This window comes from Providencia sp., from assembly GCF_003533305.1.
Lineage (GTDB): Bacteria > Pseudomonadota > Gammaproteobacteria > Enterobacterales > Enterobacteriaceae > Providencia.
This window is the reverse complement of the sequence record NZ_DOEH01000032.1, coordinates 16,109-31,924: the sequence shown is the minus strand read 5'-3', so window position 1 is coordinate 31,924 and position 15,816 is coordinate 16,109. Positions and strand designations below refer to the sequence as shown.

18 protein-coding genes are annotated in these 15,816 nt (G+C 34.8%); 12 read left to right on the top strand and 6 right to left on the bottom strand.

The features are described from left to right. Nucleotides 1–33: 33 nt before the first annotated feature. On the top strand, nt 34–1,473 hold the full coding sequence (locus DD649_RS19390) for a pyocin knob domain-containing protein (protein WP_336431060.1): 1,440 nt from the start codon (nt 34–36) through the stop codon (nt 1,471–1,473). A 107-nt stretch (nt 1,474–1,580) separates the two neighbouring features. After that, entirely contained in the window at nt 1,581–1,919 is a 339-nt protein-coding gene (locus DD649_RS19385) for a helix-turn-helix transcriptional regulator (RefSeq protein WP_294110751.1), read from the top strand. 291 nt (nt 1,920–2,210) lie between these two features. On the opposite strand, the gene DD649_RS19380 is transcribed toward DD649_RS19385, so the two are convergent. The 4 genes from DD649_RS19380 to DD649_RS19365 form a co-directional block, all read right to left on the bottom strand. Beyond that, the gene (locus DD649_RS19380) at nt 2,211–2,423 is read right to left on the bottom strand and encodes a helix-turn-helix transcriptional regulator (protein ID WP_294110749.1); all 213 of its coding nucleotides are present in this window, start codon (nt 2,421–2,423) and stop codon (nt 2,211–2,213) included. Between the two features lie 397 nt (nt 2,424–2,820). Then, a complete protein-coding gene (locus DD649_RS19375; protein WP_294110747.1) occupies nt 2,821–3,201 on the bottom strand; it encodes a DUF805 domain-containing protein in 381 nt (126 codons plus the stop codon). A gap of 87 nt (nt 3,202–3,288) precedes the next feature. Continuing rightward, nucleotides 3,289–3,570 carry a DinI-like family protein gene (locus DD649_RS19370; protein WP_294110745.1) on the bottom strand — a complete coding sequence of 94 codons (282 nt, stop codon included), beginning with the start codon at nt 3,568–3,570 and terminating at the stop codon, nt 3,289–3,291. Between the two features lie 259 nt (nt 3,571–3,829). Next, complete coding sequence (locus DD649_RS19365) at nt 3,830–6,331, bottom strand: M66 family metalloprotease (RefSeq protein ID WP_294110744.1); 2,502 nt, start codon at nt 6,329–6,331, stop codon at nt 3,830–3,832. A 362-nt stretch (nt 6,332–6,693) separates the two neighbouring features. On the opposite strand from DD649_RS19365, the gene DD649_RS19360 reads away from it, so the two are divergent. The 6 genes from DD649_RS19360 to DD649_RS19335 all read left to right on the top strand — a co-directional run bounded on the left by DD649_RS19360 (nt 6,694) and on the right by DD649_RS19335 (nt 10,919). After that, nucleotides 6,694–7,488 (top strand): YaeF family permuted papain-like enzyme, encoded by a 795-nt coding sequence (locus DD649_RS19360; protein WP_336431059.1) that lies wholly within the window; start codon nt 6,694–6,696, stop codon nt 7,486–7,488. Between the two features lie 373 nt (nt 7,489–7,861). Continuing rightward, nucleotides 7,862–8,776 carry a Gfo/Idh/MocA family oxidoreductase gene (locus DD649_RS19355; protein WP_294110740.1) on the top strand — a complete coding sequence of 305 codons (915 nt, stop codon included), beginning with the start codon at nt 7,862–7,864 and terminating at the stop codon, nt 8,774–8,776. Nucleotides 8,777–8,792: 16 nt separating this feature from the next. Next, on the top strand, nt 8,793–9,242 hold the full coding sequence (locus DD649_RS19350; protein WP_294110941.1) for a glyoxalase: 450 nt from the start codon (nt 8,793–8,795) through the stop codon (nt 9,240–9,242). A 160-nt stretch (nt 9,243–9,402) separates the two neighbouring features. Then, entirely contained in the window at nt 9,403–9,831 is a 429-nt protein-coding gene (locus tag DD649_RS19345; protein WP_294110738.1) for a universal stress protein, read from the top strand. A 140-nt stretch (nt 9,832–9,971) separates the two neighbouring features. Beyond that, the gene (locus DD649_RS19340; RefSeq protein ID WP_294110736.1) at nt 9,972–10,310 is read left to right on the top strand and encodes a hypothetical protein; all 339 of its coding nucleotides are present in this window, start codon (nt 9,972–9,974) and stop codon (nt 10,308–10,310) included. A gap of 171 nt (nt 10,311–10,481) precedes the next feature. Beyond that, nucleotides 10,482–10,919 carry a universal stress protein gene (locus DD649_RS19335; RefSeq protein ID WP_294110732.1) on the top strand — a complete coding sequence of 146 codons (438 nt, stop codon included), beginning with the start codon at nt 10,482–10,484 and terminating at the stop codon, nt 10,917–10,919. 76 nt (nt 10,920–10,995) lie between these two features. Here the strand turns inward: DD649_RS19335 and DD649_RS19330 are convergent, their stop codons facing one another. After that, the gene (locus tag DD649_RS19330) at nt 10,996–11,289 is read right to left on the bottom strand and encodes a DUF5339 domain-containing protein (RefSeq protein WP_294110731.1); all 294 of its coding nucleotides are present in this window, start codon (nt 11,287–11,289) and stop codon (nt 10,996–10,998) included. 238 nt (nt 11,290–11,527) lie between these two features. Between DD649_RS19330 and DD649_RS19325 the strand changes: the two genes are divergently transcribed. Continuing rightward, on the top strand, nt 11,528–11,929 hold the full coding sequence (locus tag DD649_RS19325; protein WP_294110728.1) for a hypothetical protein: 402 nt from the start codon (nt 11,528–11,530) through the stop codon (nt 11,927–11,929). 8 nt (nt 11,930–11,937) lie between these two features. Here the strand turns inward: DD649_RS19325 and DD649_RS19320 are convergent, their stop codons facing one another. After that, a complete protein-coding gene (locus DD649_RS19320) occupies nt 11,938–12,567 on the bottom strand; it encodes a TetR/AcrR family transcriptional regulator (protein ID WP_294110726.1) in 630 nt (209 codons plus the stop codon). 197 nt (nt 12,568–12,764) lie between these two features. Between DD649_RS19320 and DD649_RS19315 the strand changes: the two genes are divergently transcribed. From DD649_RS19315 to DD649_RS19305, 3 genes are all read left to right on the top strand, one after another. Further along, complete coding sequence (locus DD649_RS19315) at nt 12,765–13,574, top strand: threonine/serine exporter ThrE family protein (RefSeq protein WP_336431080.1); 810 nt, start codon at nt 12,765–12,767, stop codon at nt 13,572–13,574. After that, entirely contained in the window at nt 13,565–14,035 is a 471-nt protein-coding gene (locus DD649_RS19310; RefSeq protein ID WP_336431058.1) for a threonine/serine exporter, read from the top strand. The genes DD649_RS19315 and DD649_RS19310 overlap by 10 nt, the downstream gene beginning before the upstream one ends. A 302-nt stretch (nt 14,036–14,337) precedes the next feature. Beyond that, nucleotides 14,338–15,312 carry an endonuclease gene (locus tag DD649_RS19305; protein WP_294110938.1) on the top strand — a complete coding sequence of 325 codons (975 nt, stop codon included), beginning with the start codon at nt 14,338–14,340 and terminating at the stop codon, nt 15,310–15,312. The last annotated feature ends 504 nt before the right edge of the window (nt 15,313–15,816 follow it).

Here is a 15,816-nt window from a genome sequence, read left to right as displayed (position 1 = left end):
GGTTTTTTTTACGTCTAAATTTCGGAGAATCATATGTACAACACAGGCACAGTTACCGCGACAGCAAATAGCACTAAACTCATCGGTACCGGCACTAAATGGCTCAACAACATTAATCGCGTATCCGTAGAGCAAGCGATACAAATTCAAATTGGTGCGACAGTCCACAACAACAGCATTCAATCGATTCAATCTGACACCGAGTTAACACTTAATTTCCCATTACCAACAGCAGCAGCGACAGCGAAATACGTCATTCTCACAACCATGGTTCACTCTGTTTCAGATGCGATGAATAAGATTGTGTCCATGAATGGTTCAAATGTGCAGTTCAGCGACATACTCACGCGCTGGATGACCGAGCAGGGCATTATCACGGTCACATTGCCCGACCAAACCACCCAGCAGCTCCGCACCACCAAAGAAATGGATAAGCAGTTGGATGGGAAGCTAGATAAGGCTGGCGGGGAGGTTAGTGGAGAGCTAAAAGTAAAAGCAAATATTCAAGCAGTCAACGCAGTGGTACAGGCGATTCACACTGAATCTGGCGTTTCAATGCAACTCGATGCAACATTTGCTGAGCCAAATATTCGCTCTAAGAGAAAAACATCTAATTGGCGCAGGCATATACTACCTGATGCCGACGGAACTTTAATGCAAGTGGGTGATTTTGGTGTTGGAGAATCAATTAATATTCCTGACGGTATTAAACTTGCATCACTTATAAATGTCGGGACTTACACACAGCAAATGAGTGGGAATGCAAAGTTGGCGAATGGATATCCTTTCTCCTACGCTGGGACGTTAATTGTTAGAGAATCTGGTGGTAGCCGGCTATTGCAAGAATATAGAGCCTTTCATCTTCCCGGTCTTATAGCATGTAGAAGTATAGCTAAAGGTGGAATTGAAACTGCATGGGAAATATTGTATTCAACAGGAAATACGACAAAGGACGCCAACGGTAACTTAAAAGCAGCCTCCCCAATTATTAAAGTCTTTGCCGACCATATCAAACTCAATGACGAATCTGAGGGAGTTGAGCTAGAGAAACTCAGCACGGGTCGCTATAAGCTCAAAGGTACACTCGGCATGAATTCCGATGCATCATGGGGTGGTTATCACGGTGGACTGGTGATACCAAATGGGATTAATAATCTGCCATTAGTGTGGGCCGATTTTAAAGTTGAAGCAGACGGCGACATTATTATCGAAACACATTACAGAAAGTACGCTGACTTACCGCCTCCTGTTGTTCTAAACCGTTTAATTACCTACCCTGAATTTATGGACGAAAACGGCAACGAACTCGACAGTTACACCCCTTGCGATATTCCAAACGGCCACTGGATTGATGTTCGTGTCAATATGCCAAGTGATTCACTCTACAATCAAAAGCAAGCTGAAGCACAGAGACTCGCAGAGATAGAAGCGGAACGATTAGCAAAAGAAGAGGCTGAGAATGCAGGGATGTAAAGTTATTGTAAATTTATAATTCTAAATATTGCAAATTGTAAGTTTTAAATGTAAAAATTATGTTGACGCTTCATGATGAGATATTAATCACACCAAGGAGACATAACATGAATGATACTGGCTCAATATCTAAATTAGTAGGACTTAATCTTAAGAAGTTAAGATGTGAGGCTGGCTTCACTGCTTTTCAATTTGCTAAATTAGTAGGAATAAAAAGTGAACAGCAACTGTATCGTTATGAGCGGGGAGTTAATAAAATAGGCATAGATGAATTAGTGGCAGCTTTAAAGGCATTAGACATTAATATTGGTGAGTTTTTCGAGCGGCTTGAAAAAGAAAACTCAGTTGCTGATGATTTATTGGATATTGATAAAGAAAAACATTATCTCGAAACTCAAATGATAATTGAACCCTCTTCCCGTACTCTGCTAGTAGGTAGCGATTAGATGTCTCTATAATAACTGATGGTTAACCTACCATAATTATTTATAGGATCGATGTGCCAGCTCAAGCAGTTGGCGCATTTAAATTACTTATTAAAAAATTGCACTTCTTCTCTTTCATTTATTTCTGGTATCCACTCTTCATCATTTCATATTGCGATTAAACCGTACCTTAGTAGTAACTGAAGCGCAGCGATTTATAGAGATAGGAGCGAAACTAGTAATGAAAGAAGAGGCTGAGCGTATTGCTGAGGAAGAAGAAAGGGCAGAGCAGGAAGGCCAAGACAATTTGGCCTAATCAATATACTTGCAAATTAACTCGGACTTATTAGTACCTAACATATCTGCAATAACCACTAAGTCATCTACATAGATAGACATCTCGCCATTTTCACATTTTATATATTCATCTTCGGATATAGTCAGGTTTCTTGCTAGCTCCGAAGTTGATATATTTAGTGAAATACGCAAATTTTTAATAAATTCACCAAGAGTTCTGTTCGACATACCGTTTTCTACTTTTAGCCTTTTTTGATGATAGATGAAGGTAAGTTTCAATAAAGTTCATCACTTTTTGAGTATTGTACTCATCAGTCAGTAACCAGTTTTGATTAAGCATAAATTCATCAATCGAAATGTTTTTGTAATCTATCTCAGTTCTATAAAAAACGTATATTTTTGATAGCTCAGTGTGAGATAGCTCTCTATTTTCGTTAATACAGTTGAGTGCAAGTAAAAGCAATTGAGTTGTGTTCATAAAGTCCTCTTGAGTTGAGGCGGTATATTATGCAATGAGACCGATGAACTATATCAATATTGGTCGGATGATTTTAGATAAGGAATTGAAGGGTAAAAAGTAAGCTATGAAGAAGCGCCAGCTCGAGAGATTGGCGCATTTAAACGTTTAGTCTTTAGGGTTTGAGCCAAATCGGTTATTACCCGGAGTACCATCAAGGCACATGAACACGAAAACAACAAGGCCACCAAAAGGAATAAAGTTGAGAAGAAAAAACCAGCCAGATTTATCAGTGTCATGCAGTCTTCTAACGCATACCGCAATACTAGGAACAAAAACAGCTAAAGCATATATAATGACTAGCACCGAAACAACAGACCCGATACCACTCATTTCACCAGTGTTGTAATCTATAGATGAAAACACTATAAAGTATAAAGCGGCTATTATAATGGTGTTAATTAATGTAAACATCCAATACTCTTTACGCCTAGCTCTGCCATTAAAGTTCGCATAATTATTTTTAATAACTTCCAGATACCAATTCATTCGTTAATCCTTAACTTAAATTATAGAGCCAAGGAGTATAAATACTTGGTAATTATATGTAAATGCTAGGCTGAACAATTAAGATTATTACTTATCAAAATACTCCACTTCTTCTCTTTCATTCATTTCTGGCATCCACTCCCCATCATTCCATATTTCTTCCAGCGTTTCCTCGATATAGGTTTTCTTCTCGTTCTTACCCAAACCGTCAATAGACACCACAACTTGAGATCCCCAATTGATATCAATATTCAACTCGGGGTATTTGGAACTCAATCTTTTTGTGATCTCATTCCTCAATGCGTCAAAAGCCCCCATTGGTAACTTGCCTTTCATGTTGTTATTAAACCGCACCTTAATAGTAACCATAATACTTTCCCTTAGATTTCGAATGACTGGTTTTATATACAGTGAATTATAACTGTAATTATATACAGTAAGTCAGTGTGGGAAATCAAGAAATATTATTAGATTTTTGAGATTTGGGGTGACGAGTTAGGAAAAAATCAACTCCCCAAAACTATTAGTGGAACATTGAAAAATCAAGAGGTTAAATGTAGTATATAAAAACAATAATAATGACTGTTTTTCTTATGAAAACTATTTTTAATCATATGGTTAGGAGTTTTTATAGTATATAACTTTTAGTCATATCTTTTTGAATGGAAGCAAGAGTATATGGCGTATAGAGTGTATAGCGATTATATTTAAAGTCATAAGGTTTGCCTCCTGACATGGCGTCACGGTTAAAAGACCGACCTCTATAAGGTGGTTGGGCTTGGCTATTGTTTTTTTTTACTTCAAGATATGTTGCTTTGTCTGTTTTTTTAACTTCAAAATTAGGTATAAAGTTATTGTAGAGAGAATCCCAACCCCAGGTTGAATTTCGCTTATCTGGAGCTGAATGGATACCACCATTGAATCCCCCTTCATAATGACCTAAATTAAAGTTGTGACCGATTTCATGACTAAACTCATTGCCATCCGAGTCTTCTAATGTCGCTTTACCGCCTCCGCCTGATAGACCATGTACAATAATTCCATTTTTATATGAACCAATTGAATTATGGAGTGTAATTTGAGATGTAGGTAAGAATGTTTCTGAAAAGGAAGAAGAGCTATTTATCCCATAATTGGCAAGATTAATTCCATCAGAAATAAGGTTTTTACCAATAGATTCTCTCATGTTTCCAGAATGATAACCACCATCTCCACTTGATTTTTCAGTGAATATTGAGCCATCAGGCATTACTACTTTGGTAATATGGAGTGGTTCAAAACGCGAAACTATAAGTTGGCTAACAGGAATAGTTTGAAAATATTGACGATTAAGTTCTGGATTATCTTGAAATTTAAAATTATTTCTTGGAGGGGTTAGCATTCCAATATCAATAGTATTCATTAATAATTCATGTGGTGCATCTATTTGAATATTCTTAAGTATTCCTTTTTTATTTTGAGAGTTAAATTCAAATTTAATACCAGGCTTAATAATGTTAGCAGGTAGGGTTGTACTCCAACCATGTTCAATATATTGAATATTCGCTAACTCACGCATTATTGAATAATCATTAATGGTCATCCATTTATGATAGTAGTCATAAATAAAAAGCACACTTTCATTTCTTTTCAGATTTATATTTTTATTCCCATATTTTATAGTGCTAGTATAGGCTGCGGTAGATGTAAATAATATTTTCTTGTTATGAAAAGAGTCGTTTTCTGTTAATGAGAAATTTTTTGCCCAGTTATAATTGCTAGTGGCAACTTTAATCGAGTTATTCTTATTTAATAAATCAATAAAAGTTCTATTAATAGTAGCAAATTTTTTTATTTTTTCATTTGTATCTAATGTTAAAGAGAATTTTTCGGGGTATGCAATATCTAGAATAATAGAAGGCTCATTAATATTAGGCTCAACTTTTAACCATTTACCATTCGAGTCACATTCAAATAATATCTCATCACTATATTTTAAGTGAGTGATTTTATTGTTATGGAGTATTTCACTTACAGATTGTGATTTTGAGGTAAATATAATTTTTTTTGAACTAAAGTCTCTATTTGTTGTTAAGGTTATATTTTTAACCCAGTTGAAATTATCAATTGATATTTTTATTGTGTCATTATCTGAAATTAGATTGTTTAAATAACAATTATTTATTGATATTTTTTTAATTTCCTCCTTTTCATTTATATGTAATGAAGGCTTAACTGATAATTTTGAACTAGCTAATAATGAAGAGAAATGTTGCTTTGATAATAATGCATCTTGATAAGTCACCCATTGTCCAGAGCTATCACAAACAAAATGGATTGTTTCATTAGGGGGTAGTAATATTTTTTTTATACCATAATTAATTTCTATTTCATCCTTAATGTAAGATGTTAATGCAACTGACTTATTCGAAAGATCAGGGTCAGAGTTTAAAATAAATGGTTTTTTTAATATAACATCAGAAAAAACAATGTGAGTTATATCAGTTTCATTCATTTTAATTATTTCTTTTAGCTTTATTTTATCGTTTATTATTTGCTCTAACTCATATTTTTCCTCAATGCATATATCTGATGATATTGGCCGCTCAAAATATTCGGGTGAAATATTAGTATAATATGGATCTACTCCCGCAATTTTAGGTAAATATTCCGGGGAGAGCATAACACTTGAGTGTAGCAGATTATTTTTATTATCATAAACGTTTAATTTAATTTCCGTATCACTTTGAATAATATCATGGGGCTTAAATAATAATAAAGTTTTACGTCCAGTGACCAAATTAGGATGAATATCATCTTTGATATTGTTTATTGCTGGGATAATACTACTTTGTGCATAAAATACATTGCCTTTTAGTTCGCCTTGTAAGTCACTTGGAAAGCTGTTTTCATTGAAATAAATATTTTTAGTATGATTTATTTTGTCTGCTTGTGTTTTACTAATATGATAACTTGTATGGTTTTCGTCCATATTATGATTGTATTCATTCATAATATGCCAAGTCTCAGTTATATTGGGAAGAGAGTTAAAACTAATGGAAACATCACTACCATCTATTATGTTTTTATTATTTATATTTACTGAGTTTTCCTGATGTATGAATTCCCTATTTAGATTGGTTATGCCCATATGTATTTTTCCTTTTGCAATTTATTTATTGGGTTTTATAATTGAAACATTAACTATATTTATTAGGTGAGTTAATTATTTCACCATTAGTTAATCTAGTATTAATTTAATATTAATTATATTTAAATTAGTAAAAATTAGTCTGAAAATTTAGTTTTCTCTAATTTATAGTGAAATTAATTGGAATTATCACATGAGCTGAGCGTTTTCTTGTCTATTAGACTAAAGCTAGAGAATTCGAGTTTTTTATAGAAAAAGGTATTTTTACTCATATTGATAGTGAGTAAATTAATGGTAGTCATTACGGGAATGAGCAGATAAAATCCGTATACAATCAAATTAAATATAATTGGTGTAATTAGATGAGTAATTTAGGGATGAACTTTAAAATCTGGCTGTTGTACTTTGGATTCTTTTTTTTAGCGGGATGCTCAACTCAATTTAAATCAGATGCAGAAACAAATCGCCTAAAATTCAGTATGCAGCAAGCAAATACAATTCCTATAAAAGACTCAGTTGAAGTGCTCTCAGTTTCTGATATGTTGCCTGGCGATATTTTGTTATCGTCTGCTACGGGTCTTAATTCTTGGGGGATACGTTTATTCAGTGTGAGTGGTGTGAGCCATGCATCAATCTATTTAGGGTTAGGAGAGGTTGCTGAATCAGTTGGCAGTGGTGTTCGAATTATACCATTAGATAAAGCAATTGGTGACTCGAATAATATGGTGGTCTTAAGACAGTCAGGATTAACGTCTTTACATGCTGACAAGCTACGTGAGTTTTCCGTACAAAATGATGGTAATAAATATAATTATAAAGGTATTGTTATGATCGCGCCATGGATGCTCACGAAACGAATTTGTGAGTTACCTCTAATTGGTGAAACGGTTAGAAATTTTTGTTTAAAAGCACTTGCTACTGTTCAATTAGGTGATGATATAGACCAAGCGAATGGATTCTTTTGTTCGCAGTTTGTCCTAGATGCTTATAAATATGCAGGAATGCCTTTGTTTGAAGGTAATTCATCATGGATAACACCGGCTGATATTTTGCATATGCGTACTGGGGATGTGCCTACATTTGAACCGACACATAGATTAACCTATGTTGGTCATTTAAAATCATGGAGTTTTGCGAGCGCAATACGTAATAAATAGGCGATTAAATTCGTAATATTTGGTAATCGTTTAATAATATTGAGAATAAAAAAAAGGCCAACTTATAAAGTTGGCCTGCTAAACTGGAAGCAATGTGAGCAATGTCGTTTATGAAATTCTTGAGTAATTTACTCAGGTATTCCATGAGGTAAAAGATAACCATTCTCATTTAAGAAATCAACCCCTTTTTTTATGCTGCTTTTTTTGACCTAAAGATTGTTTTTAGGTTACTAAAGCTATTAAAAACAAGGTGTTAAATTATATCTTTCCTCATTATTCTTCTGTTATTGTCATATATTTAGAAAAAATATTTTTTATTTATATAAATATATTCAATAATTTCCTTATCAATATATTAGAAGAGTTCCATAACATGAGAAAATTGCGCATCGGTGTTGTCGGTTTAGGCTCAATCGCTCAAAAAGCATATTTGCCTATTCTTTGTAAAGAAGATGATTGGGAGTTCGTTGGCGCCTATTCTCCGAATCAATCCAAAGCAAAACTAGTTTGTGATAGCTATAGGATCCCACTATTTGCAGAGATTAAAAGTCTTGCTAGCCAATGTGATGCCATATTTGTTCATAGCGCAACGACCACTCATTTCGAAATTGTTAAGTTGCTATTAGAAATGGGACTTCATGTTTATGTCGATAAACCGCTTACTGATAATATTGAACAATCAGAGCAACTTATTGAATTAGCAATAAAACAAAAGCGTATGTTAATGGTGGGGTTTAACCGTCGATTCGCGCCTTTTTATGTTTCGTTAAAACAAAATATGACACAGTTTTCCTCTTTGAGGATGGATAAGCATCGAAGTGACAGTGTAGGGCCTAAAGATGCGCGTTTTACTTTGCTCGATGATTATTTACATGTCGTTGATACGGTTCTATGGATAGCTGGGACTGAGTTGAAATTAATTAGCGGTGGGGTAAAAACGACTGAGAAAGGCGAATTGTTTTATGCAGAACATCATTTCCAAACGGAAAATGGTTGGGTAACAACATCGATGCACCGAAAAGCGGGTAGTCAGCAAGAGCAAGTCATTGCCGTGGATGAAGATGCTATTTATCAAATAACTAACATGAATCAGTGGCGTAGTGAAAATCTTCGGGGTATTAATGATAAATACCCATCAAGTTGGGATTCGATATTGGTACAGCGTGGGTTTGATGGTGCAATTCGTCATTTTATTGAGTCTGTAAGTCACCAATCTCAGCCGTGTACCAGTGGTGAAAACGCGATTGCCGCTCAAAGAATTATTGAAAAAATGTTTGATAAAAATTAATAACTTTCTAACTAAAATGGAATATTCAATGTTTAATCTACAAGATAACTCTGATGTATTATTTGTCGCCGGTTTTGGTCCTGTGACGCTAAATACCCAAAATAGTAGCGATTTTTATCTTAAAACACTTGGTTTACCATTGAAACCAATGGAAGAAAATAGTGACTATCTAGTTTGTGAGCAAGATACATTAGGTGGCGTTAAACATTTTGCTCTTTGGCCATTAAACCAAGCTGCACAATCTTGTTTTTTGCGTGATGAATGGCCTGAAGAGTTAACAATCCCACAAAGTTGGATTGAATTTGAAGTTTCTGATCTCGCAAGGATGACTCAAAATCTAACTGATAAGGGGTATTTATTATTGGTTCAAAATAGAATTGAGCCTTGGGGGCAAACGGTAACCCGATTATTAAGCCCTGAAGGTATGCTCGTTGGGTTGACGGTTACACCATGGCTAAGAGAATAACCAGTTGAGTTATTGATATTAAAAAATAAAGATAAAAACTGTTCAATAATTAATATTTTGTGGCTAGAGATCTCATTTATCTTTTTGAACGAGAGACATTCACAGCTAATTGTTTATAATTTTATCGTTAACATTATTTTTTAATTTTTTAGGAGGGGTTATGTATAAAACGATTCTGGTCCCTATAGATTTAACCGAAGAAGAGCTAACGAGTAAAGCTGTTCGTCATGCGGTTAATTTAGCAAAACAATCGAGTGCTAAAATTCACTTGATCCACGTATTACCAATATCTTCAGCAATTATTAATGCCTATGCTCTTGGCTATATGGAAATAAAAGATAGAGCAACGGTGAAAGCGGAAGAAGATATGAAAATGTTAATGGATTCAATTAATTTACCTCATGAAGATGTGAGTTATACCATTACATTTGGCTCACCTCGTGATGAAGTCATTAATACAGCTAAAGATATTAATGCAGATATTATTGTGATTGGCTCTCGTCGACCAAATATTACAACTCATCTTTTAGGCTCAACTGCTGCTGGGATCGTACGTTACGCAGAAACATCGGTTTTAGTCGTACGCTAACAGATTAAATAGGGCCTATATCGATTTATGATGTAGGTTCTTTTCTAGTATCATAAATGTGCGAATGTGTAGTTGCATATTCATTGTTGTATAGCTTGATCGAACAATTGTATGAGTAATAACGTGTTATTAGGTTATTTATGGAAAAATTTTCAAAAGAATTAATACGAGTTGAGTATTTTATTCTTCGAGTGTTACGTTTTTATCTTATCGCACTTTTGGTTTTTTTCCTTGGTCTATTGCCGGGTATTTTTGGTTTTTACTTTATAGAAGGGCATTCAATTGTAGAGTCGATGTTGAATGCGTTATCAATGTTAAGTGGACAAGCAATAGAACCAGCCCCAATTACCCGTGGTGGACGTTTTTTTATCGCAATTTATGGCTTGTTCCTACAAAGCGTTTTTATCATTAGTATCGGTCTGATAGTCACTCCATTTATTCATCGCTTATTACATAAATGGCATTTGGAAGAAAGTTAAGCTTGAGGCGTATTGAAATAACGTTGGAATGCTCACGACATTTTTATAAGCTTAGGTTTATACTTTTAGAGAAAATAACAAACATTCACCAGCCATTCTTAAACTGTCAAATCGTAAAACTAATAACGTCACGGTTTGAAAAGAAAGAAAATCTAATAAAGAGGGTATCATATGTATAAAACTATTTTGGTTCCCGTGGATATATCGGAAGATGTGTTAACAGATAATGCACTTAAGCATGCTATTTATTTAGCGAAAATTTCTGATGCCACAATTCATTTATTCCATTCAATACCTGATGTTTCAAGATTTTCGATGAGTTATAGCTATCATTACGATCTACTAGCCTCTTTTGCAAAAAAGGCAATTGAGCGTTCTGAAGAGCAATTACAAGAAATTATCGACAAAATTGATTACCCATCAGATAAAATTTCCTACAGAGTTGAAATTGGCTCACCAAGAGATAAAGTGTTGTCGGAAGCAGAAAATATTAATGCAGATTTAATTGTTGTCGGTTCACGAAATCCGAGTTTTTCGACCCATTTATTAGGATCAAATGCATCAGGTATTGTTTCGTACGCGAAAATATCAGTACTAGTTGTTCGTTAAAATAATCCATTTCTATAATACAGCCTGAAATATCAGGCTGTATTTATTGATAAATTTGGTTTTCTACAGAGCATGGCTATTTTGTTTCTACCGCATCTTTAGCTTGTGCAATAGCTTTAAGAGCTTGACTACATGCTTGTTCTTGAGCATCTTCAGGATAGCTTGCTAATGTTTTCTTCGCTTCTTCTAACTGCGATTTCATCATCGTAATTTGCTCTCCCGCATTAGGCTCATTTTTGTATTGCGCTTCAGCTTGTTTGACGAGTTCATTCATTTCTTGAAAATAGGTATCACATGTTTTACCCGCACTTGCATTAAATGCAGTTATTGCCATGATTAATCCAAATACCACAGGAAAAATTTTATTCATAATATTTTCACTTTATAAAGACATAATAGAGTCAGAATAACATTCCGTATAAAAAAACGCATCATTAAGCCATTATTAATGTTTTATGTGATGAATATTTACAACATATTAAGAATATTCTGTCTTAAAAGAAAATCACAAATAGCATAAATTGCAAATTTTAAATGAGAATCATTATTGACTATTGAAATCACAAAAGTGTACAGTGTAGTACATTTTTGTGATTTTAGGATTCACCATGTCGAATAAAGTTATTGTCAATACAGATAATTGGCCTATATGTACATTAAATTCTTTCCCATCTTCTATGGATGAAACACGTTTATGGTTAGAAGAAATGGATCTTTTATTATCAAAAAGAGAACAGTTTGCCCTTGTTTATCCACCCGTTGCTCCAAAAGGTAAACCGTCAGCTGAAGATATGGAGGGAATGAAGTATGTACGCCGTTGGTTAAAACAGGCGAAAGAGCCAATGATGGAATATTGCCGAGCGATGGTAGTGACTTTACAGCCAGATGGAAGTGATAAGGACGAAATGGAACGTCTTGCTCCTATGTTATCTGCATTATATGGGCCAGAGGTTTTTCTTGAAACCGATGCATTAATGGCGCAGGAGCGTGCTAGAAAGTTACTTTCATAAATAAATTATTAACTGCTTATTTTGCGAATATAGCTGGCGATGATATCAACAGATAAGGCTATTTGCTGTTCGATAAATTCATCGCTAGGCGTAAAATCGGCAACGCAAAAAGTGGTAATAAATACATCTGCTTTAAGCATTTCTAAATATCGAGATGAAATACTTAATAATATATTTTCATCAATATTGACATCGGGTAGTGTGGCAAGCTTTTGTGTTAATAATCGATAGCTCTTGACTGGGCCTTGTTCGAAGAAAGCATGGCTTATTTCTGGGAACCGGTTATATTCGCCAAGAATAAGGCGATAAAGGCCGATAGATTGGGGTTTAATAACATTGAGTAAAAATCGGGAACCATAAAAGGAGAGTACGCTTTCAATATTTTTTGAAATAGGCGCTTTAGTTTCTGGCTCATCAAAAATTTCATCTATCATATGCGCAATAACGGCAGCAAATAACCCTTCTTTATCCCCAAAATTTTTATATAACGTTGAGCGTGAACCTCCTGCACGTTCAATAATCATATCCAGAGTCGTCCCCTCAAACCCATATTGAAGAAACACTTCAGCGGCGGCAGTGATTAATGCTTTATTTCGGCGCTGACCTTTAGGGGTTTTGGCGGTTAATAGGCTACTCATGGAATATTTATCCTAGCATGCTAATTTATGAAGAAAATAGTGCTGCTCAGTCTAGCAAAATAGTTTAGAAATAGTCGCTTAATTGATTAATTTACCTGAAAGAGATCATCATCTAAGCTGTTATTTAGTTCTATGATACATATAGAGACTAACATGTTTAAGAGAATATCAGAATTTTGTTAACTTTGGGGGGTATGATGAAGGAATGTGTATTAGAGACTTCGATCACGAATGATATTGTTGTTGATGTACAAAGAGAAATCACTCGACTGTGCATTGAATGCGGCCTACTTCTATTGCAGCATGGTGCTGAGAGTATGCTGGTTGAGCAACTAACCACGCGTTTGGGGATTGCATTAGGCGCGAGCCAAGTTGATAGTGCAATTTCATCTAACTCACTCGTATTAACGACGATTATTGACGGGCGCTGTTTAACTTCTACTCGTCGTATTATTGATCGCGGTATTAATATGCATGTGGTTACTGAAGTACAGCATGCGGTTATTTTAGTTGAGCATCATTTGCTTGACCGGAAACAATTAAAAAAGAAATTAGCATCAATTAAGCCGTTGCGGTATCCACGTTGGCTTATGGTATTAATGGTTGGTTTATCTTGCGCTTGTTTTAGTCAGTTAAATGGTGGCGGTTGGGAGAGCGCCTTGATTACCTTTATTGCAAGTAGTTGTGCTATGTATATAAGGCAAGTTTTAACATCTCACCAAATGAATCCATTAATTAATTTTTGTATTACCGCTTTTGTTGCGACATCGGTATCCGGTTTATTATTGAAAATTCCTTATTTTGTATTGACAGAAACTATTTCAATGGCTGCAAGTGTACTACTACTAGTACCGGGTTTCCCTTTAATTAATGCAGTCGCTGACATGTTTAAAGGCCATGTTAATACGGGATTAGCGCGCTGGGCAATGGCGAGCTTATTAACATTATCAACTTGTATTGGGGTTGTATTGGCTATGGTTGTGTGGAATTTAAGGGAATGGGCATGAATTTCATTTTTGCATTATTGGCTGATATGTTCTTGGCAGCAATACCCGCAGTTGGTTTTGCTATGGTATTTAATGTGCCAATTAGAGCCTTAAAATATTGCGCGTTGCTCGGTGCGATTGGCCACGGTTCAAGAATGGTGCTAATGACCTTAGGGTTGCACATTGAGTGGGCGAGTTTTTTGTCAGCAATTCTCGTTGGAATGATTGGTATTCAGTGGTCTCGATGGTGGCTTGCGCACCCAAAAGTTTTTACCGTCGCTGCTGTTATACCTATGTTTCCAGGGATAAGTGCCTATGTAGCGATGATTTCGGTGGTTAAAATATCACATTTTGGCTATAGCCCTGAACTTGTTGAAACATTAGTTACTAACTTTTTGAATGCCTCGTTTATTGTAGGAGCGCTATCAATTGGAATATCGCTTCCGGGTTTGTGGATATATCGTAAAAGACCAAGCGTATGATTTTTATGCTTATAAATATCAATTTATATTAAACATTTAGAAGTCTTACGGTCTTGTTTTATTTTTAGTTAGGCTGTTATGTATTCTATTTACAATACTGATTTACTTTTTCTATTTAAGATGGACATATTCTGAGAGTGTATTTTATTTAATAAAATTGAGTATCCATTAATATCAAAAAAGCTTATATTTCATAAAAATAGCGTTTATCTTATGGCAGTCGTTGTATTGTTATATGAAAATGTAACGCTTCAACTTAATTATTTGCTTTTTTTCTGATTAATGGTGTTATTTTGAAACAGCTGAGTTTGCTTAAATGCCTCAATACGGGGCTATCTATCTTATTGTTTTTATTTTCATTTTCTTTGAATGCAGCCCCGAGTTCGTTCACTGACGCTAAAGTTTTAAGTAAAACTAAAGTGTATTTTGATCAACATAATCAAGGGGAAGGTACTTTGTATTGTGGCTGTCAGTGGGAGTGGGTCGGAAAAAGTGGCGGACAAGTCGATTTAGCGTCTTGTGGTTATCAGGTACGTAAACAGCAAAGCCGTGCTCAACGAATAGAATGGGAACATATTGTCCCTGCGTGGGTATTCGGTCATCAAAGACAGTGTTGGCAAAATGGTGGACGTAAAAATTGTGTATCTACTGATGAGACTTTCCGTCAAATGGAGGCGGATATGTATAATCTGGCACCTTCAATCGGTGAGGTTAATGGTGATCGCAGTAATTTTAGTTTTGCACAATTAGCGACGAATGTATCGTATCCGTATGGAATGTGTCGTAGTCGAGTTGATTTTAAAGAAAAAGTATTTGAGCCACGTGATGAAGTGAAAGGGCAAGTCGCACGGGTCTATTTTTATATGCATGATCGCTATAATTTATCTATGTCACGGCAACAACAGCAATTATTAATGGCATGGAATAATCAATATCCTGTTAATCAATGGGAAAAGCTGCGAGATGCGCGCATTGCAAAAGTTATGGGGCATCATAATGGCTTTGTAACAGGCGATAAAATATGGTCAATTGGGCATAAAAATAGTGGTGAAGGCGTGAAAAATACGTTAGTGACTGCAAAGCCCAAGACAACTCAACTTAATAAAGTTAGTCCACAAAATAATCAAGTGAAAGGAAATCAAAACTCAAAAAAATACCATTTGTCTCATTGTGGTGGCTTTAAAACAACAGCTGAGGAAAATGCGGTATTATTTGATAACGAATTAGCGGCACAAAAAGCAGGATATCAATTAGCAGGTAATTGTAAACCGCGTTAATAGTGACGTTATAAAAAATATAAGTAGGTAATAGATAAAATTACCTAGGCGCATTAATCAGCTTAGGTATTCGATTTGTTATCTTTTATTTACTTCATAGCGCTGTCAAACAATAGACATTTTTTAATCTAGCTATTATTTATGTATTTTATTTGAACGATTAAGCTTTATATGAACATAAATAATGTTTTTTTGTTAAAAAAATGTTGCATTAAAAAAATATATTGCGCTATATTTATAATCAATGCGTACTGTGGCTTATGTTTCAGTTAAATAATCGTTAAGCCAGTATTTTGTGATAAAAAAATTTATTTTGTCATAGTAATGTCATACAGATTCTTTAGTTTACGGGTATCACCTTCAAGGAGAAACTAATGGAAACTAGGTATTTGTTAGCTAACAAGCAAGACCGGTTATCACTCCATCATGGAATTGTCATGGTGAGATTGTTAACCGGTTTTTTTATTATCTGCAAACTGGTTTTTTTAAACTCTATGTCTTACA